Here is a 21,239-nt window from a genome sequence, read left to right as displayed (position 1 = left end):
CTCCTCTTACCCGGCCGTGATGCCCGTGATCAGGGTGCGGCCGCCGACCACCGCGGTGGTCACCAACTGCTTGTCGTAGGTGGCGGGGGCCGCGCCCGGCCGCCGTTCGGTCACCTCCACCGAATACCTGTTGTCGTCCAAAGTGACCACCCGCACGCAATAGTCGGTGCCCAGCGGCACCGAGGCGATGCCGCGCTGGATCACCGGCGCCGGCGAGACCACCGCATCCGGCGCCACCACCTCGCGCGCACGCTCGGCCGAGCGTTCGACGTAGAAGGCGTGCTGGAACCACATGATCGCGTCCGGCCCGGAATCGGTGCCGCCGACCTCGGCGCCGCGCACCACGCGCGCGGACCGTTCGGTCGGGCAGTGCCCGGCCGAACCCACCCGCGGGCCGGAATCGGCGCCGAACGCCGAGGTGAGCCGCAGCATCGGCGCGTCGTCACCCACGGCCGGGCGCGCCGGCAGCGGCGCCACCGACTGTTTTCCGTCGTGACCGGAGCGCAGCACGTACAGGGCGAAACCGCCTGCGGCGACCAGCAATAACAGGGCTACCGCGAGGACGAGCGCGACCCGCAGCCGGCTCGGGCGGATGTAGTCGCGCAGGGCCGGTGAGGCCGGGCCGGGGGCGCGGCGCACGATCCGGCCGGCGGCGCCGTCGCCGTGTTCGCGCCGGGGCGGCAGAATCCACTCGGGAGTGTCCACATCGTCGCGCTCGTCCGCGTCGTCGCCCGGTGAGCGCGCCCCGGATCCCTCCGCATCGTCGCCGTCGGCACCGGCCGGGCGGGTCCGGCGGCGGCCACGAGCCCGGCCGTCGCCGGTCTCGGCGTCGCGGGGCAGGCGCAGTACCTCACCCTCGTGGACCGGGTAGTCGTCGTCCGGCCCGGGTGCGTGGCTGCCGACCCAGTCGGTCCAGCCCCCGACGAATTCGCTGCGCCGGGTGGCCGGTTCGTCGGCGAACGGAATGTCGAACGGCTCGGGCTCGGTGTCACGGATGTAGTGCGGGTACCGCGCCGCTCCAGGTTCCGCCTCGTCGTCGACGGCGTCGGATTCTCCCGGCGCGGCCGCGGGAACGGCATGTTCGGGTTCCAGCGCCGGGAACCACCGTTGGACTTCTTTGTACGGCTTCAACATTCCCTCATCCCCGCGGAGCCGGGCACGTCGTGCAGCATCGTCGGACCCTCTCGGCGATCAGTTCGTGGAGAACGGGTAGTTGTTGTCAGCGGTACCGCCATGGGACGTCGCCAACGGCACACCACCGGGTGCGGCGTCACCGAGGCCCTTCCCGAACGGAAATTGTCCCGTACCCGACGAATTCGGCGAACTCGACGCGCCGTCCGAGGCCGCCGAGATTCGGGCAATACCACATCCAGGCAGGTCAACGGGTGTGAACGGGGGTATCTCGAACGCCGAATCGAGGGCCGGCGCGGATGTGGATGCGCGAAATCCGCAATGAGGACCCGACGCGACCGGTACGGTCGCCGCCGAGCATGTCAGCACGGTCAGCATGATCTGACCCCCTTTAAACCCGCTGTCTGCAACAGTTCTGAGGGTCGAGTGCCACTGCGACCCGTCCGGCGATCATCATGTGGATTCGAGTTGTCGCCGAACATCGCGCGCGCCCCGAAACGCAATAAACCGTAACAGAATCCGGCTCGGAGTGCAGGCCCCCGTCGGCGCGTGAGCACATCCTCGATCGCCGCCCGCGAACCTTCCTACCTGCGCGAAGGATTCGCCGCGGCCGGACCGGCCGACCGGCACCGAGAGTCGGTATGAGCCTCGGCAAATTTGCGGCGAATGCGCAATTCGCGCCCGGCGGAGGGCAACTCGCCGCCACTGCGGACAGCGGCCCGAAATGTGTTGCCGAACAATTGCCATTCGCCCGTAGCGCACATTCCGCCTATTCCGATACAGCCATCGCGGTTCCGCGGTCTCGCAGCGCCGTCACCACACCCCCTCGGATCGGCAGACCGGTCCCCGATGCCGGGCACCCGGTCGCGGACGGCAGACTGATCGGGTGAGCAACTTTCCCGTCGCCGCGGTCGTCTGCGCCTTCGTCGGCGCCCTGCTGTTCGCCGTGTCGGCGGTCGCCCAGCAACGCGCGGCGGCCGACGTGCCGGCCGGTGACGCGCTGGTAGCCCAGCTCGTTCGCAATCCGCGCTGGTGGGCCGGCATCATCGGCGACGCCGGCGGCTTCATCTTCCAGGTGGTGGCGCTCGCGCTGGGATCGGTACTGATCGTGCAGCCGATCCTGGTGACGGCCCTGGTCTTCGCGTTGCCGCTGGCCGCGCACTACAGCCGCCGCCCGGTCTCGCCGGTCATGTGGGCACACGCGATCGCCCTCTCGGCCGCGCTGGCCTGTTTCCTCGTCGTCGGCGACCCCACCGAGGGCATCCCCGATGCGCCGTGGTCGACCTGGATGTGGCCGCTGGTGCTGGTTCTCGGCGTGGTCGCCGCCGCGGTCGTGGTGGCGGTGGTGGTCCGGGTGACCGGATTGCAGGCGCTCATGCTGGGAACCGCGGCCGGTCTGCTGTTCGGCGTCTCCGCCGCGCTCACCCAGCACGTCATCCATCTGTTCGGGCGCGGACTCGGCACGGCGCTCACCAGTTGGCAGCTGTACACCCTGGTCGCCGCGGGCATCGTGGGGCTCTATCTGCAACAGCGCGGCTACCAGGTCGGGGCGCTGTCGGCCTCGCTGCCGGCCTTCACCGTCGCCGAACCGCTCGGCGCGGCCTTCCTCGGCCTCACCGTGCTCGACGAGCGACTGCGGACCGGCACGATCGGCACGATCGTCGTCATCGCTTCCGTGCTGGTGATGTGCGTGGCCGCGGTACAGCTGTCGCGTGCCCAGGCGGAGCTGCCCCCGGCGGATCAGGCCGCCGAGGTCACCCGGTAGACGTCGTAGACGCCCTCCACATTGCGGACCACGTTCAGCAGATGACCCAGATGCTTCGGATCGCCCATCTCGAAGGTGAACTTGCTGATCGCCACCCGGTCACCGGAGGTCATCACCGACGCGGACAGGATGTTGACCTTCTCGTCGGCCAGCACCTTGGTCACATCCGACAGCAGCCGGGTGCGGTCCAGCGCCTCGATCTGAATCGCCACCAGGAAGACCGACGACGGCGAGGGCGCCCATTTGACCTCGATGATCCGTTCCTGTTGCGCGCGTAGCGAATCCGCGTTCGTGCAGTCGGTCCGGTGCACACTCACCGCGCCGCCGCGGGTCACGAAGCCCATGATCTCGTCGCCCGGCACCGGTGTACAACATTTGGCCAGCTTCGCGACCGTACCGGGAGCGCCGGGGATTTCGACCCCGGCATCGCCGATGGTGCGCTGCCGCGCCGGCAGCGTCGACGGCGTACTCCGTTCGGCCAGTTCGTTTTCCACGTCGCCGACGCCGCCGAGCTGCGCCATCAGGCGTTGCACGACGTGGTGCGCCGAGACCTGGTTCTCGCCCACCGCCGCGTACAGCGCGGAGATGTCGGCATAGTGCAGTTCGTGCGCCAATGCGGACATCGCGTCCACGCTCATCAGCCGCTGCAGCGGCAGACCGGAGCGACGGACCTCCTTGGAGATCTGCTCCTTACCGGCCTCGAGCGCCTCCTCGCGGCGTTCCTTGGCGAACCACTGCCGGATCTTGGCCTTCGCCCGCGGCGACACCACGAAGTTCTGCCAGTCCCGGCTTGGGCCGGCGTTCTGCGCCTTCGAGGTGAAGATCTCCACGACCTCACCGTTCTCCAGCTGCCGTTCCAGCGCCACCAACCGCCCGTTGACGCGCGCGCCGATGCAGCGATGGCCCACCTCGGTATGGACCGCGTAGGCGAAGTCGACGGGAGTCGACTCCTGCGGCAGCGTGATCACATCGCCCTTCGGCGTGAACACGAAGATCTCCGGGGATTTCAGGTCGAACCGCAGCGACTCCAGGAACTCGGCCGGATCCGCCGCCTCCCGCTGCCAGTCCAGCAGCTGCCGCATCCAGGCCATATCGTCGACCTCGGCGACGTCGCCGGAATGTTTGCCCTTGGTCTCCTTGTAGCGCCAGTGCGCGGCGATACCGAATTCGGCGGTGCGATGCATGTCCTGGGTACGGATCTGCACCTCCAGCGGTTTGCCGTCCGGTCCCACCACGGTAGTGTGCAGCGACTGGTAGACGCCGTAGCGCGGCTGGGCGATGTAGTCCTTGAACCGGCCCGCCATCGGCTGCCACAGCGAATGCACCACGCCGACGGCGGCGTAGCAGTCGCGCACCTCGTCGCACAGGATCCGGATGCCGACCAGGTCGTGGATGTCGTCGAAATCCTTACCCTTGACGATCATCTTCTGATAGATCGACCAGTAGTGCTTGGGCCGGCCCTCGACGATGGCGTTGATGCGGCTCGCCGCCAGCGTGTTCACGATCTCGGCCCGCACCCGCGCCAGGTAGGTGTCGCGCGACGGTGCGCGGTCGGCGACCAGCCGCACGATCTCGTCGTACTTCTTGGGGTGCAGGATCGCGAACGCCAGATCCTCGAGCTCCCATTTGACCGTGGCCATACCGAGCCGATGCGCCAGTGGCGCAATGACTTCCAGCGTTTCGCGCGCCTTCTTCGCCTGCTTCTCCGGCGGCAGGAAGCGCATGGTGCGCATATTGTGCAGCCGGTCGGCGACCTTGATCACCAGCACCCGGGGATCGCGGGCCATCGCGATGATCATCTTGCGGATCGTCTCGGCCTCCGCGGCCGCGCCGAGGTTGACCTTGTCCAGCTTGGTCACGCCGTCGACCAGATGCGCCACCTCGGATCCGAAATCCGCGGTCAGCTCGTCCAGCGAATAGCCGGTGTCCTCGACGGTGTCGTGCAGCAGAGCGGCCACCAGCGTGGTGGTGTCCATCCCCAGTTCGGCGAGGATGTTGGCCACCGCCAGTGGGTGGGTGATGTACGGGTCGCCCGACTTGCGGAACTGATGCGAATGCTTCTCGTCGGCCACGTCGAAGGCGCGCTGCAGCAACTGCAGATTCGCCTTGGGATACAGCTCCCGGTGCACGGTCGCCAGCGGCTCCAGCACCGGCTTGACCGCGGCGATACCCCGCTGCCCGGTCATCCGGCGGGCCAGCCGGGCCCGCACCCGGCGCGAGGCCGAACTCGGCACCGCCGCCGACGTACCCGGCTGCTTCATCGGCATGTTCCGCGGCGAGGGCGCCGCGGGCTGCCCGCTCCGGTCGGCGCCCGACTTCGACGCCGCCGGACGCGGCGCGGCGGGGGTGGCCGGCGGAGCCGCCGGTGCGGCAGCCGGCGCGGCATCACCAGCTGCCGAATTCCCGGCATTCGCCTTCTCCAGATGCTGAGTCATGCCACCACCTCTCACGCCTCGATCGCCACACCCTAGCCGACCGCTTCAACAGCCCAGAACACCCACTTTAGTAGGAGTTTTCCCCAAGGCGCACCGGTCCGGCCCGACGCACCCCGTTCGTTCAACCGGTTCCGGAGTCCGATTCATCCACCAACCCGTCCGGGGTCAATTCGAGGCGGCGCGTGATGCCGATCTCATCGAGGAAGCGCGGGTCGTGGCTGACTACGATCAGCGCACCCTCGAAGCTGGTCAGCGCCTCGGCGAGGTGGCGGAGACTGGGCAGGTCGAGGTTGTTGGTGGGCTCGTCGAGCAGCAGCAGTTTCGGCGCCGGTTCGGCGAGCAGCAGCATCGCCAGCGCGGCCCGCAACCGCTCGCCGCCCGACAGCGCCCCGGCCGCGACATCGGCGTCGGCGCCGCGGAACAGGAACCGCGCCAGTTGTGCGCGGATCTGCTCGGCGCCGGCGTGTGGCGCCGCCGCGGAGACGTTGTCGAAGACCGACAGCCGCTCGTCGAAGATGTCGAGTCGCTGCGGCAGCAGCCGCCACGGCACCTTCGGCGGTTCCTCGACGAGACGGTGCAGCAGGGTCGTCTTGCCGGCGCCGTTGCGCCCGGTGAGGGCGATGCGTTCGGGACCGTTCACCCGCAGCGTGACCACCGGTCCGTTGGCCAGCCGCACCTGTTCCATCGTCACCACGTCCTGGCCGGGATAGAGCCTGGTTCCCGGCAGGTCGACGCGGATCTCCCGATCGTCGCGCAGCAGTTCCTGGGCCTGCTCCAGGGTCGATCTGGCGTCCTCCACTTTCGCGATGTGGTTGTTGCGCAGTTTGCCCGCCGACACCTGCGCCTGGCGTTTGCGCTCGGCCATCACGATCTTCGGCTCGCGTTTGGTGTCCCACATCTTCTGCCCGTAGCGCTGGCGCCGGTCCAGTTTGATCCTGGCCTCCACCAGTTCGCGCGACTGTTTACGCACATCGCTGCGGGCATCGCGGATCGCCGCGCGCGCGGCCTCTTGCTCGGCCTCGATGATCTGCTCGTAATCGTCGAAATTCCCGCCGAAGGTGCGGATCTCACCGCGCCGCAGTTCGGCGACGGTGGTGACCCGCCGCAACAGTTCGCGGTCGTGGCTGACGGTGAGCACGGTGCCGGAGAATCCCTCGACCACGTCGTAAAGGCGTTGCCGCGCAGCGGAATCCAGATTGTTGGTGGGTTCGTCGAGCAACAGCACATCGGGTTCGCGCAGCAGTTCGGCCACCAGTCCGAGCAGTACCGTCTCCCCGCCGGACAGGGTGTCCAGGCGCCGATCCAGCTGCGCGACATCGTCGGCGAGGTAGTTCAGGCCCAGCCGGCCGAGCAGCGCGATCGCCGATTCCTCGACATCCCAGCGGTTTCCGACCTGCTCGAAATCGGCCTCGGTTCCGGCGCCGGATTCGATGCGATGCAGCGCGGCGCGCACCTCGCCGATGCCGAGTACGGCGTCGACGCGCTGTCCCGCGGCCAAGCCGAGATCCTGGCGCAGATATCCGAGCCGCCCCGCCACCGTCACCGAACCACGCACCGGGCGCAATTCCCCGGTGACCAGGCGCAACAGCGTGGATTTTCCGGCTCCGTTACTGCCCACCACACCGACGTGGCCGGGTCCGAGCACCGCGTCGAGACCGTCGAACACAGGGGTGCCGTCGGGCCATACGAAGGTGAGATCGGACAGAGAAATAGTCGAAATAGACATATGCGTGCTCCTGAGGGCGGCGGGAATGGCGCGCAGATATGCGGGCCACGCGATGGCTACCTCAGAAGAGCAACGGCAGAACTCCGATCAACGGAAACAAGACTCGGCAACTTTAGCGGACCGAAAGGCGGGCCGCAAGATCATGTCGCCGGTGATACGCGTCACCGGCGACGGAAGCCGTTGCGGCTCAGTTGATTCGGAAGACCGGGAAGCCGGGCGCGATGGCGGCGAGTTCGGCGTCGGTGGCGTTTGCGGTCACGCCCTCGAAGAATTTGCCGACCTCCCAGCCCCACTTCTTCAGGTACAGCCGCAGCACGGGTACCTTGTCGGCATCGGCGACCTCGGTCACCGTGAACACCTCGGTCTTGCGCCCGAGCCGCAACTCTCCGCCGCCGGCGACGCGGATATTGCGGACCCACTGGGTACGACCGCGAGGAGCGACCAGATACCGGGTTCCGTCCGCATCCTGCAGGACGTTGACCATCGTGGTCCGCCACTCCCCGGAGGTGCGACCGCGCACGGCAAGCAGCCGGGAACCCATCACGCTGATGCCCCATTTCGGCAGGGCGTTGAACATCCGGTTCATGATCGGGTCGATGCCGGTGGGCGCGATGTACCGGGTGGCGTTCATGACTACTCCTCGCTTTTGTGAGCGCTGCTCTCTTCGATGACTCAATCATCGCCCACGGGCGCACCCCTGTCAAGAGCAGCGCTCACATTTGTAGAAGTTCAGACCTCTGGACAAAATCGGCTGCGTTCAACGCCGTCAGGCGGGTATCCGGCCGGCATGTACAGATATAGAACCTATGGCACGAACCGCACGGGTGGGCCGGCGGCGATCGTCAGCACGATCGGCGGTGTGCTCGCTCTGATCGAAATCGTCTACATCCTGCTGCAGGTCTTCGACGCCAACCAGACCAACCGGTTCTTCACCTTCATCAAGGGGTTGGCCGAACCGCTGGCGCTGTTCTTCCCGGGCCTGTTCAACACCGGCTCCCGAGATTGGGACATCATCATCAACTACGGTCTGGCAGCGGTGTTCTGGCTCGTGGTGACCGGGATCATCGCCCGGCTGCTGGCGCGGATCTAGTGGCGCCGGAAGCGGATCGACTCGGTGTTCGATCAGCCCGGGGTCGAACCAGCTCAGGGCTCGTGCGGGGTAAGGAACTCCATCCGGTGATGGTGCAGGAATTCGAAGGCCGGGGCCCAATGCCCGGTGAAGACGTCCTCTTCCTTACCCACCGCATGCTGTGAGGCCGCGCCCGTGCGCGGATCTCGGCAGACGACGCGAGCGCTGTGGCGTCCGGACGAGACCGGTCCGCTGTCCAGCTCCACCGAGCCGTCCGAACCGACCGTACGCCAGGGCATATCGATATCCGAGCCGGTGATCCGGCAGGTTTGCCCGGCCTTCTCCCCCGTGACCCGGGCCGTGACGGTGGCGCCGCCGCGCAGCGCCACCGAAGGAGTAGCCGCGGCGGTCGCGGCGCCGACGATGAACGCCACGCCCACCGCGCCCGCCAGAGCGGCCCCGATTCGGGTACGCCGACTACGGCTCATCGCCACCACCGGTCGGCGCCTCCTGCTCCGGCATTGTCGCGCGCACTGCGGTACTCGTTCATGCGATCGTCCGTCGGTCGTTCATCCGGGCCCCCTTGCCGCACGTCAGCATAACGACCCCCGCGCGGGCCCCACAACCGACACGCGATTTACACCTGCACGATCGAAGTCAGCGGGTATTCGCCCTGGCGAGCGCGCCCGCCGAGCTCGCCGATCTCGAGTACCACCGCGGTCGCGACCACCTGCGCCCCGGCACTGCGGAACAGTTCCGCCGCGGCGGCCAGCGTGCCGCCGGTGGCGAGGACATCGTCGAGCAGCAGCACCTTGCGGCCACCGAGGTCGATGCCGTCGGCCGGAATTTCCAGTGCGGCGGAGCCGTATTCGAGGGTGTACTCACGCGAGAGCACCGGTGGCGGCAGCTTGCCACCCTTGCGCACGGCCACGACCCCGGTCCCCAGCAGCGCCGCCACACCCGCGCCCAGCAGGAATCCGCGCGCGTCCACGCCGGCCACCAGATCGGCGTCGGGAGCACAGGCGGCCAGGCATTCGATCACCGCGTGGAAGCCTTCGGCATCGGCGAATACCGGGGTCAGATCCGCGAAACGCACACCGGGGGTGGGAAAATCGTCGTGCCAGCGCGTCAGTCGCCCGACCACCTCGGCGGTCCGCGCAACCTTCTCCTCCGCGGTTTCGGCCGTTTCCACCATCGTGTGCTTACTCATCTACACCCGCTCCCTCATCCAGCGTCCGAGGACGCTCACCGCCGCAACACCCAGCGGTCCATATTCCAGCCCGCACCGGCCTTGGTGGGGCTCGCGACCCCGTTCTCCAGCCCTTTCCCGAACGCTACGGTCCGAGGCGTGTTGAACAGCGGGATCGACGGCATCTCGTTCCACAGCAGATTCTCGGCCTCGGTGTCCAGATTCAACACCGTCACCGAATTGTCGTCCGCCGCAAGCTGATCCGCGATCGCATCGTAACGCCCGTTGCCGAACCGCCCGAAATTCGCGCCCTGGCCGGTGCGCAACGCAGCGGTCGCCTCGATCCCCGGCAGGGAACCGGCGGGGCCCACGGCGGCCGCGGTGCCACCGAGTACGGCATCCACCTTGCCGGCGCCCAGTTCCGCGGGCGTGAAGTCCGCCGCACCGGCGTCGACGACGGTCACGCCCGCCGCCTTGCAGGCATCCGCGATCATCGCCACCGTGCGCGCACGACGGTCGTCGGGACTGCGATAGCCGATCCGGATCGTCGGATTGGCCACCCCGGCCGCGGACAGGGCGCGCTGCGCGCCCGGCGCGTCGCCCGCGCGGTATTTGTCCGCCGGACCCGTGATCGCCGGGTAGTACACCGAATCGGCCTGGACCGTCCGGGAATCGAGGGGGCCGGATCCCAGGCCGGACTTGTTGTCGAAACCCGGATGTCCCAGCGTGTCGAACAACGCCTGCCGCGGGACGCACAGTGCGAACGCGCGCCGGGCATCGGCGGAGGCGAAGACGCCCGCGGTGGACAGCACCAACTGCTCGGCGCCGCGGCCCGGTTCCTGATTCACCGAAAACTTGTTCAGGCCCAGGTCTTTCACCGAGCCTGCGCCGATGTCGACCACCTCGACGGAGTTGTCGGAGATCTTCTTCTTCAGGTCGGCGTTCTTGGGCCACACCACGATTCGGGGAGTGGCGGGCTTGTTGCCCCACCACTTGTCGTTCTTGACCAGCACCAAACCGTCACCGTCGCTGTAGGACTCGATGCGATACGGCCCCGACGACGGCAGCAGGTCGGCGTTGATGTCACCGGATTTCAGATTCCAGCCGGTATTCCAGAACTGCGCCAGCCGGTCCAATGCGGCCTGGTCGCCGGACTGCACCGCCGCCACCACATTCGGCACACCCGCGGCCTTGGCCGCGATATGGGACGGCATCAGATCCCCGGCGTTGAACAGCGTCCGCCACGCCAGGAAGTGATGATCGGGCCGGAACACGACGGTGGCGTCCTTGGATCCGGGCTGGCATTCGACCCGCTCGATATCGGAGTAGCCGGTGGTGGAGGCGGCGTCGAACAGCGGAATCGCGCCGCCCGGGCCCGGTTTGGTGAATCGCCCACTGCGCGCGGCCCATTCGAGCACGAGATCATCGCACGAGGTGGGTACGCCGTCGGAATAGACCGCGTCGCGGTTGAGCCGGTACCGGATGGTCTGCGCCTCACCGGCCACCTCGTTCGCGGTGCCGACATCGGTGTCGGCGACGGGCTGGCCGTCCGGACCGGTGTAGTAGAACCCGGTCAGCACGCGGGCGAACAGCGCCGCGGAGCCGCCCGCGACACCGGCCGAACTCCCGCCGTTGTAGGTGGCCGGCACCGCGTCGACGGCATATCCGATGGATGGCACCTGGTTCTTGCTCGAACAACCCGCGATCACCCCGGTGAGCAGTGCCCCGGCCGCGATCACACCGAATGTCCGCCGGAGCGTCCGCCGCACGCGATCCGACCCCCTTCGCCTCATCAGTGGGTTCTCTTGTGCCGCTTCCCGGTGGGCCGGGCACCGGGTCTCGGTGCGGCGGAACCGCTGTCGCGGGTGCGGGTCGCGACCGGGGCACCGGAGGTGCGACGACCCAGCGCCTCACCCGTGCGGCCGGTATCGCCGGCGGCGCGCTTGGCGAGCACCTTACGGGTGTGCGCGGCCACCGGGCCGAAGCGTTCCTTGATCGACACCAGCAGCGGCACGGCGAAGAAGATCGACGAGTAGGCGCCGACGATCATGCCGACCAGCTGCACCAGCGCGAGGTCCTTCAGCGTGCCCACACCGAGCAGCCAGACCGCGATCACCAGCATGCCGACGATGGGCAGAATGCCGATCACCGTCGTGTTGATCGAGCGCATCAGCGTCTGGTTGGCGGCGAGATTGGCCTGTTCACCATAGGTGCGCCGAGTCAGATGCAGAACACCGCGGGTGTTCTCCTCGACCTTGTCGAACACCACGACGTTGTCGTAGAGCACGTAGCCCAGGATGGTCAGCAGACCGATCACCGCGGCGGGCGTCACCTCGAAGCCGACGATCGAATAGATGCCGGCGGTGACGATCAGGTTGAAGAACAGCGAGGCGATGGCGGCGATCGACATATCGCGTTCGAATCGAATGGCGATGTAGACCATCGTCAACAGGACGAACACCACCAGCGCGATGATCGCCTTGCGGGTGATCTGCCCACCCCAGGTCTCGCTGATCTCGGTGACGCTGATGACGCTGCGGCTGGCCGTACCGCTGGAATCCTTCGGGTGGTACTTCGTGAACAGCGCGTCCGCGATCTTGTCCTGCTGCGCGGAATCCAGTGTCTCGGAACGGATCTCGAAGGAGGCCGAGGAACCGGATCCGACCTTCTGCACGGTGACCGGGCTGTGTCCCAGGGCTTGGGAGTAGGTGTCCTCGACCGAGGTCGTGGTCATACCGCTGGTCGCCGGGATCTGGATCTTCGTACCACCGGCGAAATCGATGCCGAGGGTGAAGCCGCGCACCGCGATGCTCAGCACCGCGATCAGGACCAGCACGGCGGCGATGCCGTAGTACAGCTTGCGCCGGCCGACGATCCGGAAGCCGCCGGTACCGGTGTAGAGGCGTTCGAAGAATCCGTGCTTCGGCGCTTCCCCGGCGGGCAGCGACTCGTCCACGATCGGTTCCTCCAACACCTGACAGCGATTGTCGCTCATCGTGACCCCGTCCCTACGAGTGTGCCCGCCGCCTTACGCTCCCGCGCGATCTGCTGCACCGCGCCCAGACCGTTGACCGACGGCTTCGCCCAGAACGGCGAGCGCGAGGCCAGCATCATCAGCGGCGAGGTCACCAGGTAGAGCACCACCACGTCGAGCACGGTGGTGAGGCCGAGGGTGAACGCGAAGCCCTTCACCTGCCCGGCCGCCAGGATGTAGAGCACCACCGAGGCGATGAGGCTGACGGTCTTACCCGAGAGGTTGGTGCGCTGCGCGCGAGCCCAGCCGCGCGGGACGGCCGAGCGGAAACTGCGGCCCTCGCGCATCTCGTCCTTGATGCGTTCGAAGAACACCACGAACGAGTCCGCGGTCATACCGATACCGATGATCAGACCGGCGATACCGGCCAGGTCGAGGGTGAAGTTGATCCACCTGCCGAGCAGCACGATGATCCCGTATACCGCCACACCCGAGGCCACCAGCGAGAACCCGGCCAGGAAGCCGAGCATCCGGTAGTAGAGCAGGCAGTACAGCAGCACCGCGACCAAACCGATCGCACCGGCGATCAGACCGGCGTGCAGCGAGGCCAGGCCGAGCGTCGCCGACACCGTGGAGGCTTCCGAGACCTCGAACGACAGCGGCAGCGAGCCGTACTTCAGCGAGTTGGCGAGTTCCTTGGCGGTGGAGGCGTTGAACTGGCCGGTGATCTGGGTGGTACCGCCGAGCTGCGGCCCCTGCTGCACGACGGGCGCGCTGATCACCTTCGAGTCGAGGGTGAAGGCCACCTGCTTCTGCAGGTATTCCTTGGTGAGATCGGCCCACGCGTCGGCGTTCTTGAACGTCAGATCGACCGCCCACTGCGACTGCTGGTTCAGCGACGAACTCGCATCCTTGATGTCCTGGCCGTCGATGCGCATCGGGGCCAGCAGGTACACCGCGTTGCCGTCCGACGAGCAGGTCACCAGCGGCAGCTTCGGATCGTCGTTACCGGCCAGCGGGTCGGGCTTGTGGCAGTCCAGTTGCTGGGCCGCCAGCTGCTGGACCTGCGGGTCGGTGCTCTGCCGCAGCGCACGCGCCGCGTCGATCTCCTGCTTGGCCTGTTGCTGCGGCGTCAGCGCCGGATTCGGCGCACCGGGCTCCGGAGAGGGTGCCGGAGCCGGCGTCGTCGGAGCCTGCGCCGGAGCCGGGAAGACCCGGTTCTGCGCGGTCGTGCCCGAGGATTCGCCGGTGCCGGACGTCTCACCCGAAGAGGCCGTCCCCGAGGCGGTGCCGGATTCGTTCGACGGCTTCGACTCGGTACCGGGCGACGCACCCGGTGCGGGTGCCTGCTGGCCCGCCCCCGGAGCCGGCGCCGGGGGGTTGGCGGGCGGGGTGCCGGGCTGCTCCGCGCCGGGAGCGGGCTCGCCACCGGTCTGGACCTTGCCGTCGGGCCCGACCGGGAGTGGCTGTCCGACCACCGGGCGGATGTACAGCTTGGCCGTGGTGGCCAGCGACTTCGCCTGCTGCCCGTCGCTGCCGGGCACGGTGATGACCAGGTTGTTGCCGTCGATCACCACCTCGGAACCGGCCACACCGAGGCCGTTGACCCGGGATTCGATGATCTGCTGGGCCTGCTTGAGGCTGTCCTTGCTCGGCTTACCGCCGTCGGGCGTGCGCGGGGTCAGCGTGACCTGGGTTCCACCCTGCAGGTCGATTCCCAGTTTGGGTTCCGGCGACTTGTCACCGGTGAAGAACACCAACGCGTAGATCACCGCGAGCAGCACGGCGTAGACGCCGAGCAGCCGCAGCGGATGCCCCGTTCCCTTGGAAGGTGGCACAGTACATATCTCCTAGGCGGTGAGGGTGGCGGCCGGAATTGCGGCATGACCTGCGAGCACGGAGCACCGGCGAACGCGGGCCCACGGACACGCCGCACCGCCGTCGCGGCGGCGGAGCGCTGCGACGGCGGAAGCGGGTCAGTCTTTGCGCAGCCGGGCTGCGGTGTCCTCGACGGATTCCTCCACACCGGAGGCCGAGGCCGATCCGTTGGCCGCCGAGCCGTTCGCGGAGGCCGAACCGTTCGTCCCGTTGGTGCCGGCAGTCTCCGCTGCGGGGGCGGCGATCGCCCCGTCGCCGGACTCCTCGGTGTCGGAAGTCGCCTCGGCGGAGTCGGCGGTGTCGCCACCGGGGCGCACATCGCGAATGGCGGCGCGCAGCCAGGTGGTCACCACATCCTCGGCGATCTCCAGGTCGACGGTCTCCTCGTCGAGGTCGACCACGGTGCCGTAGAGGCCGGAGGTGGTGGTGACCTGGTCACCGACCTTCACGCTCTCCTGCATATCGGCGACCTTCTGCGCTTCGCGCTTCTGGCGGCGGACACCGAGAAACATCGGTACGAGCAGAACTACCAGTAGCAGCGGAAACAGCAGGTTCGCCATCGTCGTAGTCGGTCCTAGTTTGGTGGGTTGGATGGGCTGTACCCACACAGTCTGCCAGCAACCTGGAATATCGCCACACCCGCGGTGCGCGCGGCGAGGTGCGCCACACCGGCGCGAACCCCGCCGCAGCGGTGCCTCAGGCGGCGGGCGCGCCGTAGACGTAGTCGTCGAGCGGGAAGTTCACCGCTTCGCGGTGGGTGGTGATCGTGCTGTTCGGGCGCAGCAGCGCGGCCTCGCCGTGCTGGTTGAAGTAGTAGCTGCGGGCCGTCGAGCAACTCCCGGCGTAGAAGACCGACGAGCCGAGCTTCTCGGTCACGTAGTCCAGGAAGCGCGCGTTGGCCTCTTCCCGCACCTCGAAGACCTCCTCACCGCGCCGGCGAGCCTCGCGCAGCAGCCGGTCCATGTGCTTCATCTGCGCCTCGATGGTGGTGAAGTAGGACAGACCGCTGTAGGAGTAAGGGCTGTTGAGGCTGAAGAAGTTCGGGAACTTCGGCACCGTGATGCCCTCGTAGGCCTGGAATCGGTTGTCGCGCCAAAACTTTCCGAGATTCACCCCGTCGCGTCCGATGATCTCGACGGCCGGGAAGTTCACATCCCAGAGATTGAAGCCGGTCGCGAGGATCAGCGTGTCGATCTCGGTCTTGTGCCCGTCCGCGGTCACGATGCCGTCGGCCTCGACATGGTCGATCGCATTGGTCTCGAGCCGCACGTGCGGTTCGTTGAAGGTCTTGAAGTAGGTGTTGGAGAAGGTGGGCCGCTTGCAGCCGAAGTCGTAGTGCGGCGTCAGCTTGTCGCGGGTCTCCTTGTCGCGCACCTGCGCGCGCAGATGCGCCTTCGCCAGCAGTGCGGCGCCCTTGTTGCCGAGTTTGGCCTGCTTGTAGTGCAGGACACCGGAGACCATCAGCAGTTCCAGAGCGCCGGTGTTGACCAGTCGCGCCGCCTTCTGGGTCAGCGGCACCTTCTCGAACAGCCGTTGAACGCGCTTCGGAATGGCGGTGTCGACCTTGGGTACGACCCAGATCGGCGTGCGCTGGAAGACGGTCAGTTCCGCGACCTTCTTCGCGGCCTCCGGCACGAGCTGTACGGCGGTGGCGCCGGTGCCGATGACGGCGGCGCGCCGGCCGGTCAGATCGAAATCGTCCTCCCACGCGGTGGTGTGGATGATCTTGCCGGCGAAGCTGTCGATGCCCGGGAACGGCGGGGTGTAGGGCTGGGACAGGAATCCGGTCGCGGTGAGCAGATAGCGCGCGGTGAGGGTTTCGCCACCCTCGACCGACACCACCCAGTGCGCGTGTTCGGAATCCCAGCGAGCGCCGCCGACGACCTGGTTGAACCGCATCCGGCGGCGCAGGTCGTATTTGTCCGCGATGTGCTCGGCGTACTTCTTGAGCTCGGCCCCCGGGGCGAACAGCCGCGACCAGTGCGGATTCGGTTCGAACGAATACGAGTAGGTCACCGACGCGATATCGACGGCCAGGCCCGGGTAGTGATTGACGTGCCAGGTCCCGCCCAGGCCGTCCTCGCGCTCGAGGATCACGAAATTCTTCAGACCGAGACGATCCAGCTGAATTCCGGCCCCCATACCGCCGAATCCCGCACCGACCACCACGGCGTCGTACTGAGGTGCCACGCCGAACCTCCCTGTTACCTGACGTATCTGATACGGAATGACACATCATTCCGTTGCGGAACACCGTATCATCGGGTCCGTGCCGAAGCCATCCACACATCTGGAGCGACGCAAGGCCGAACTGCGGCAACAGATCATCGACACCGCCTTCGCCTGCTTCGCCGACAAGGGCTATCACGCCACCGGAATCGCCGATATCGCCACGGCCCTCGGAATCGGGCACGGGACGTTCTATCGCTACTTCGAGAACAAGCGCGACATCATCGACCACGTGATCGACGATCTCGCCGCGCGGATCATCGAGGCGCTCGGAACGGAGAACGCGCCCGACGCGGCGACCTCGCTCGCCGATTACCGGCGTCAGCTGGACCGCATCGGCGTCGCGCTGCACCGGATCTTCCTCGAAGACCGCCGGGTCGCGCAGTTGCTGCTGTTCCAGGCGACCGGCATCGATCCGGAGTTGACGATGCGGCTCTACGGCCTGCTCGACACCGCCGACGCGCTGACCACCGGATATCTCGAGCACGGTGTGGAATTGGGCTATCTGCGGGCCGACCTCGACGCCGCCAATACGGCCAAGGCGGTGACCGGCATGCTGCTCGCGGCCATCGTGCACGGCCTGCGCGATCCCGATCCGGAGTCGACCGCCGGACTGGCCCAGGCGATTCCGCGATTGTTGATCGACGGGGTGCGCGCCGGCTGAGCGGTGTTGTAACAATGTGCGGGTGACGCCGGAGTATGTGCGAGGGATCCGTTTCGGCCGGGCCCCGATCGGGCACCGCGGCTACGACCCCGCCGAGGTCGACGCGTTCTGCGCCGCCCTCGCCGATGCCTTCGCGGGCCGGGCCATTGTGAGCGCGGCCGCCATTCGCGGACACGAATTCGGCCTGGCCGCTCCCGGCCGCCGCGATTACGACCGCGACGAGGTGGACGCATTTCTCGATCGCGCCTGCGTGGCGCTGGAATCCGCGCGCTACGGCCCGGCCCGGCCGCAGGTGGCGTGGCCGCCGTCGCCGGAATATGTTTCCCGGCTGCGGTTTTCGGCGCCGCCGCTGGGCCGGAGCGGATATGTCGCCGACGAGGTCGACGCGTTCCGCGAGCGCGTCGCCGCGCTACTGGCACAGGCCGCGACGGGATGGGACGCGGCGGCGATCCGCCCCGCATTCGGCACCGCCGCGGCAGGGGTCCGGGCCTACCATCGCGGCGAGGTGGATGCCTTCGTGGATGCGGTCGCGGCGCTGGTGAGCTGACGCGATCGAACTGGCGGGCCGGACGCGATCAGTCGAACAGGTCGAGGGTGGGCTGGATTTCGCGGCCTCGGACCTCGATGGATCCGAAAACCAGATCCGGCGGCGGCACCAGGCCCAGATGCTCCCAGGCGGCGGCGGTGGCGACCCGCCCGCGCGGGGTGCGCGCGACCATACCGGCGCGAACCAGGAACGGTTCGCACACCTCCTCGACGGTGGCAGCCTCCTCCCCCACGGCCACCGCCAGCGTCGACACACCGACCGGGCCGCCGCCGAAGCCGCGGACCAGCGCGCCCAGGACGGCGCGGTCGAGCCGGTCCAATCCCAGCGAATCCACGTCGTAGACCGCCAGCGCGGCCTTGGCGATGTCCCGGGTGACCAGGCCGTCGGCCCGTACCTCGGCATAGTCGCGGACCCGGCGCAGCAGCCGGTTGGCGATGCGAGGTGTACCCCGGGAGCGGCCGGCGATCTCTGCCGCCGCATCGGATTCGATGCGCACGCCGAGGATCGCCGCCGAACGCTGCAGAATGCGCTGCAGTTCCTCGGGCTCGTAGAAGTCCATATGGCCGGTGAAGCCGAAGCGGTCGCGCAGCGGGCCGGTCAGCGCGCCCGAGCGCGTGGTGGCACCGACCAGGGTGAACGGCGCGATCTCCAAGGGGATCGAGGTCGCTCCCGGTCCCTTGCCGACCACGACGTCGACCCGGAAATCCTCCATCGCCAGGTACAGCATCTCCTCGGCCGGGCGGGCCATGCGGTGGATCTCGTCGATGAACAGCACGTCGCCCTCGACGAGATTGCTCAGCATCGCGGCCAGGTCACCGGCGCGTTCCAGAGCCGGTCCGGACGTGATGCGCAGCGCGGTACCGAGTTCGGCGGCGATGATCATCGCCATACTGGTCTTGCCGAGCCCGGGCGGGCCGGACAGCAGGACGTGGTCGGGGGTGCCGCCGCGCTGGGTCGCACCGCGCAGGACCAGAGCCAGCTGCTCGCGCACCCGGGGCTGGCCGATGAAGTCGTCCAGGGATTTCGGGCGCAGGCCGGCCTCGATGTCGCCGTCGGAGGTCAGGTAGTTCGCGGTGACCGCGGATTCGCCGCCGTCCGCACCGGTGTCGACATCGTCGGTGCCGGGCGCGATACCGTCACTGCCGGAAGGGAATTCGTCGTCGTGCATCGGCGTCACCGATTCCGGCCGAGGATCGCCAGTGCGGCCCGCAGGGCCTGCGAGGTACCCAGTTCGGGCTGTTCGGCGAGGACACCGTCCACGGCGGGCTCGGCCTGCTTCACCGGGAACCCGAGACCGGTCAACGCCTCCACGACCTGATCACGCACCGGGGTGACGACCGGGGTGGGCGCCGCGCCGGGCGGGGCGGACTGCACGGGAACCAGATTCACCTTGTCGCGCAATTCGACCACCATGCGCTCGGCCCCGCGTTTACCGATGCCCGGTACGCGGGTCAGTGCGGCGACGTTGCTCTCCGCCAACGCTTTTCGCAGCGCCTCGGGCTCGAGCACCGCCAGCACCGCCATCGCCAGCCGGGGACCGACACCGGAGACGGTTTGCAGCAGCCCGAACAGATCGCGCGCCTCGGTATCGGCGAAGCCGTACAGCGTCATCGAATCCTCGCGCACGATCATCGCGGTGTAGAGGCGGGCCTCGTCGCCGCGGGTGAGACCGGCCAGCGTGGAGGGGGTGGCGTTGAGCCGGTATCCGACGCCCGCAGCCTCCAGCACCGCGTGGTCGAGCCCGATCTCGAGCACCTCACCGCGCACCGACGCGATCACCTGGTCACCGCCTTTCGTTGCTGGGCAAGCCTTTCGGCGTATCTGCGCCGCGCCTGTTCGGCCTGGGCCTCCGCCTTCGCCATCCGCTCCAGCATCGGCGCCCGCCAGCAGTGGCAGATCGCCAGCGCCAGGGCGTCGGCCGCGTCGGCCGGTTTCGGCGCCGTCTGCAAGCCTAAAATGCGGGTCACCATCGCCGTCACCTGAGCCTTGTCCGCGGAACCGTTGCCGGTCACCGCCGCTTTGACCTGGCTCGGAGTGTGGAAGGCGACGGGTATGCCGCGCCGCGCGGCGGCCAGCGCGATCACCCCGCCGGCCTGTGCGGTGCCCATCGCGGTGCGGACGTTGTGCTGGGAGAAGACCCGCTCGATCGCGACCGCCTCGGGCCGATGGGTGTCCATCCAGTGCTCGGCGGCGTCGGCGACGCCCAGCAGCCGCTGCGCGAGGTCCATATCGGCCGGTGTCCGCACGACGTCGACGTCGAGCGCGGTGACCTGCCGCCCCAGACCGCCCTCGACGATGCTCAGGCCGCACCGGGTGAGCCCGGGGTCGACACCCATCACCCGCACGAAATGCACCCCTGTCGATTCGCGAACAATTGTTCGAAGTCTAACCGAGAGCCCCCGCACCGGCGGCCACCGACACGGAGCCGGGACGCCGCGACCCCGCACCGCGGAGCGACGAAGCCGGCTATTCCAGTGCGGCCAGCGCGGACTCGAACACCCGATGCGCGGTCGCGCCGAACAGGACGAAACGGATCTCGGCGGCGCCGGTACGCGCCGTCCGGACGGTGTCGAGGGCGATCCGGGCGCCGTCGTCGAGAGGCCAGCCGTACACGCCGGTGGAGATCGCCGGGAAGGCGATCGTGCGGGCTCCCAATTCCTCTGCGACACGCAGGGATTCGCGGTAGCAGGAGGCCAGCAGGGCGGAGCGGTCGTGTTTCGCCGCCCAGACCGGGCCGACGGTGTGGATCACCCAGCGGGCGGGAAGGTTGCCGGCCGTCGTCGCCACGGCCGCCCCGGTGGGCAGGCCATCGGGATAGGTCGTCGCCCGCAACTGCTTGCACGCGGCGAGGATGTCGGGTCCGCCGCGGCGGTGGATCGCACCGTCGACCCCACCGCCACCCAGCAGCCCGGAGTTGGCGGCATTGACCACAGCGTCCACGTCTTGTTCGGTGATATCCCCGCGCAACAGCACGATTTCGGCCATATTCCCCATTGTGCCCGCGCGGGGCTCGCGCGGCGCCGGACTTCGACCCCATCTTCCCCGGCCGCCCGGCCGGACCGGACTCCGAGCGAGTTCACAGGGTTTCTCGAGGAACGCCACCGACAATTACGCCGTGTTCCCAGCGCCCATGGATGTGCCACCACCGCGCGCCCGGCCAGCCGACGACCACCAGCGCGATCGCGGCGACCGCGACGCCCACCCAGATCCACAGCCGCACCGGAGCGGGATCGGAGGCCAGGCCCTCGTTGTTCATCACGGTGCGGGCGGCGAAGGCGGCCACCACCCCGAGGGCTAGGCAGATCGGCACCCGGATCAGCCACCACCGCCGGCTCCAGCGCACGATGGCGACCACGAGCAGGACGGCGGCGACGATCTCGATGGTCAGCGGTAGCCAGCCGTGCAGCAGCGAGACGCCGTGATGAAAACCGTTGTAGGGGTTCAGTTTCGCCGAGGGGAGCTGAGGTGGCGGAGGCGGCGCCACCGCGGGGGCGGCGGTCGGCGCGCGCGCGACCGCAGAGCCGCGGGGCCGCGATCGGGCGCGTGAGCGCCTGGCGCGGGGGGCGCGCGACCTGCGGGCCGGCGAGGTATCCGCCGGCGCGTCCGACTTCACCAATCCCAGCCCGATGGAG

19 protein-coding genes and 1 pseudogene are annotated in these 21,239 nt (G+C 68.3%); 4 read left to right on the top strand and 16 right to left on the bottom strand.

What is annotated here, in order from left to right:
* Positions 1-6: 6 nt before the first annotated feature.
* Positions 7-1,134, bottom strand: coding sequence for a hypothetical protein (locus A5789_RS03180; RefSeq protein WP_064902605.1), 1,128 nt, complete (start codon positions 1,132-1,134; stop codon positions 7-9).
* Between the two features lie 883 nt (positions 1,135-2,017).
* Here A5789_RS03180 and A5789_RS03175 point away from each other — a divergent pair.
* Positions 2,018-2,896, top strand: coding sequence for a DMT family transporter (locus A5789_RS03175; RefSeq protein WP_064902604.1), 879 nt, complete (start codon positions 2,018-2,020; stop codon positions 2,894-2,896).
* On the opposite strand, the gene A5789_RS03170 is transcribed toward A5789_RS03175, so the two are convergent.
* The 3 genes from A5789_RS03170 to A5789_RS03160 form a co-directional block, all read right to left on the bottom strand.
* Positions 2,872-5,331, bottom strand: coding sequence for a bifunctional (p)ppGpp synthetase/guanosine-3',5'-bis(diphosphate) 3'-pyrophosphohydrolase (locus tag A5789_RS03170; protein WP_082940433.1), 2,460 nt, complete (start codon positions 5,329-5,331; stop codon positions 2,872-2,874). The genes A5789_RS03175 and A5789_RS03170 overlap by 25 nt on opposite strands.
* A 121-nt stretch (positions 5,332-5,452) precedes the next feature.
* Positions 5,453-7,057 (bottom strand): ABC-F family ATP-binding cassette domain-containing protein, encoded by a 1,605-nt coding sequence (locus tag A5789_RS03165; RefSeq protein ID WP_064902603.1) that lies wholly within the window; start codon positions 7,055-7,057, stop codon positions 5,453-5,455.
* Positions 7,058-7,244: 187 nt separating this feature from the next.
* Positions 7,245-7,688, bottom strand: a complete 444-nt coding sequence (locus A5789_RS03160; protein WP_063019237.1) for a nitroreductase/quinone reductase family protein — start codon at positions 7,686-7,688, stop codon at positions 7,245-7,247.
* A gap of 156 nt (positions 7,689-7,844) precedes the next feature.
* On the opposite strand from A5789_RS03160, the gene A5789_RS03155 reads away from it, so the two are divergent.
* Entirely contained in the window at positions 7,845-8,147 is a 303-nt protein-coding gene (locus A5789_RS03155) for a hypothetical protein (RefSeq protein WP_064902602.1), read from the top strand.
* A 53-nt stretch (positions 8,148-8,200) separates the two neighbouring features.
* Here A5789_RS03155 and A5789_RS03150 read toward each other — a convergent pair whose 3' ends face one another.
* From A5789_RS03150 to A5789_RS03120, 7 genes are all read right to left on the bottom strand, one after another.
* Positions 8,201-8,614, bottom strand: a complete 414-nt coding sequence (locus A5789_RS03150; protein ID WP_146098662.1) for a hypothetical protein — start codon at positions 8,612-8,614, stop codon at positions 8,201-8,203.
* A gap of 149 nt (positions 8,615-8,763) precedes the next feature.
* Positions 8,764-9,321 (bottom strand): adenine phosphoribosyltransferase, encoded by a 558-nt coding sequence (locus A5789_RS03145; protein WP_369801481.1) that lies wholly within the window; start codon positions 9,319-9,321, stop codon positions 8,764-8,766.
* 50 nt (positions 9,322-9,371) lie between these two features.
* A complete protein-coding gene (locus A5789_RS03140) occupies positions 9,372-11,108 on the bottom strand; it encodes an ABC transporter substrate-binding protein (protein WP_063019240.1) in 1,737 nt (578 codons plus the stop codon).
* Positions 11,108-12,310 carry a protein translocase subunit SecF gene (gene secF, locus A5789_RS03135; protein WP_064902601.1) on the bottom strand — a complete coding sequence of 401 codons (1,203 nt, stop codon included), beginning with the start codon at positions 12,308-12,310 and terminating at the stop codon, positions 11,108-11,110. The genes A5789_RS03140 and secF overlap by 1 nt, the downstream gene beginning before the upstream one ends.
* Entirely contained in the window at positions 12,307-14,127 is a 1,821-nt protein-coding gene (secD, locus tag A5789_RS03130; protein WP_063019245.1) for a protein translocase subunit SecD, read from the bottom strand. The genes secF and secD overlap by 4 nt, the downstream gene beginning before the upstream one ends.
* 138 nt (positions 14,128-14,265) lie before the next feature.
* Positions 14,266-14,727 carry a preprotein translocase subunit YajC gene (yajC, locus tag A5789_RS35270; RefSeq protein WP_082940432.1) on the bottom strand — a complete coding sequence of 154 codons (462 nt, stop codon included), beginning with the start codon at positions 14,725-14,727 and terminating at the stop codon, positions 14,266-14,268.
* 136 nt (positions 14,728-14,863) lie between these two features.
* Complete coding sequence (locus tag A5789_RS03120; RefSeq protein WP_063019249.1) at positions 14,864-16,357, bottom strand: NAD(P)/FAD-dependent oxidoreductase; 1,494 nt, start codon at positions 16,355-16,357, stop codon at positions 14,864-14,866.
* 70 nt (positions 16,358-16,427) lie between these two features.
* On the opposite strand from A5789_RS03120, the gene A5789_RS03115 reads away from it, so the two are divergent.
* Both A5789_RS03115 and A5789_RS03110 read left to right on the top strand, forming a co-directional pair.
* A complete protein-coding gene (locus A5789_RS03115; RefSeq protein ID WP_369817498.1) occupies positions 16,428-17,060 on the top strand; it encodes a TetR/AcrR family transcriptional regulator in 633 nt (210 codons plus the stop codon).
* A gap of 22 nt (positions 17,061-17,082) precedes the next feature.
* Positions 17,083-17,607, top strand: a complete 525-nt coding sequence (locus A5789_RS03110; protein WP_030513913.1) for a DivIVA domain-containing protein — start codon at positions 17,083-17,085, stop codon at positions 17,605-17,607.
* A gap of 28 nt (positions 17,608-17,635) precedes the next feature.
* On the opposite strand, the gene ruvB is transcribed toward A5789_RS03110, so the two are convergent.
* The 5 genes and pseudogenes from ruvB to A5789_RS03085 all read right to left on the bottom strand — a co-directional run.
* A complete protein-coding gene (ruvB, locus tag A5789_RS03105) occupies positions 17,636-18,775 on the bottom strand; it encodes a Holliday junction branch migration DNA helicase RuvB (protein ID WP_227463130.1) in 1,140 nt (379 codons plus the stop codon).
* Positions 18,776-18,780: 5 nt separating this feature from the next.
* Positions 18,781-19,386: a Holliday junction branch migration protein RuvA gene (gene ruvA, locus A5789_RS03100; protein WP_030513911.1), complete on the bottom strand. Its 606-nt coding sequence runs from the start codon at positions 19,384-19,386 to the stop codon at positions 18,781-18,783.
* A complete protein-coding gene (gene ruvC, locus A5789_RS03095) occupies positions 19,383-19,952 on the bottom strand; it encodes a crossover junction endodeoxyribonuclease RuvC (protein ID WP_030513910.1) in 570 nt (189 codons plus the stop codon). Before ruvC ends, ruvA begins: the two co-directional genes overlap by 4 nt.
* A gap of 121 nt (positions 19,953-20,073) precedes the next feature.
* Positions 20,074-20,592, bottom strand: coding sequence for an O-acetyl-ADP-ribose deacetylase (locus A5789_RS03090; protein WP_063019257.1), 519 nt, complete (start codon positions 20,590-20,592; stop codon positions 20,074-20,076).
* 91 nt (positions 20,593-20,683) lie between these two features.
* Positions 20,684-21,239 (bottom strand): annotated as a pseudogene (locus tag A5789_RS03085) (hypothetical protein); the annotation flags it as partial.

Source organism: Nocardia sp. 852002-51101_SCH5132738, assembly GCF_001665695.1.
Lineage (GTDB): Bacteria > Actinomycetota > Actinomycetes > Mycobacteriales > Mycobacteriaceae > Nocardia > Nocardia nova.
The sequence above is the reverse complement of the archived record's forward strand: the minus strand, read 5'-3'. Positions and strand labels throughout refer to the sequence as shown.

What these genes read in the sequence shown, in the direction of transcription:
- A5789_RS03180 (WP_064902605.1), bottom strand. Translation starts at nt 1,134, where the DNA reads ATGTTGAAGCCGTACAAAGAAGTCCAACGGTGGTTCCCGGCGCTGGAA.
- A5789_RS03170 (WP_082940433.1), bottom strand. Translation starts at nt 5,331, where the DNA reads ATGACTCAGCATCTGGAGAAGGCGAATGCCGGGAATTCGGCAGCTGGT.
- A5789_RS03165 (WP_064902603.1), bottom strand. Translation starts at nt 7,057, where the DNA reads ATGTCTATTTCGACTATTTCTCTGTCCGATCTCACCTTCGTATGGCCC.
- A5789_RS03160 (WP_063019237.1), bottom strand. Translation starts at nt 7,688, where the DNA reads ATGAACGCCACCCGGTACATCGCGCCCACCGGCATCGACCCGATCATG.
- A5789_RS03155 (WP_064902602.1), top strand. Translation starts at nt 7,845, where the DNA reads ATGTACAGATATAGAACCTATGGCACGAACCGCACGGGTGGGCCGGCG.
- A5789_RS03150 (WP_146098662.1), bottom strand. Translation starts at nt 8,614, where the DNA reads ATGAGCCGTAGTCGGCGTACCCGAATCGGGGCCGCTCTGGCGGGCGCG.
- A5789_RS03145 (WP_369801481.1), bottom strand. Translation starts at nt 9,321, where the DNA reads ATGGTGGAAACGGCCGAAACCGCGGAGGAGAAGGTTGCGCGGACCGCC.
- A5789_RS03140 (WP_063019240.1), bottom strand. Translation starts at nt 11,108, where the DNA reads ATGAGGCGAAGGGGGTCGGATCGCGTGCGGCGGACGCTCCGGCGGACA.
- secF (WP_064902601.1), bottom strand. Translation starts at nt 12,310, where the DNA reads ATGAGCGACAATCGCTGTCAGGTGTTGGAGGAACCGATCGTGGACGAG.
- yajC (WP_082940432.1), bottom strand. Translation starts at nt 14,727, where the DNA reads ATGGCGAACCTGCTGTTTCCGCTGCTACTGGTAGTTCTGCTCGTACCG.
- ruvB (WP_227463130.1), bottom strand. Translation starts at nt 18,775, where the DNA reads ATGCACGACGACGAATTCCCTTCCGGCAGTGACGGTATCGCGCCCGGC.
- A5789_RS03090 (WP_063019257.1), bottom strand. Translation starts at nt 20,592, where the DNA reads ATGGCCGAAATCGTGCTGTTGCGCGGGGATATCACCGAACAAGACGTG.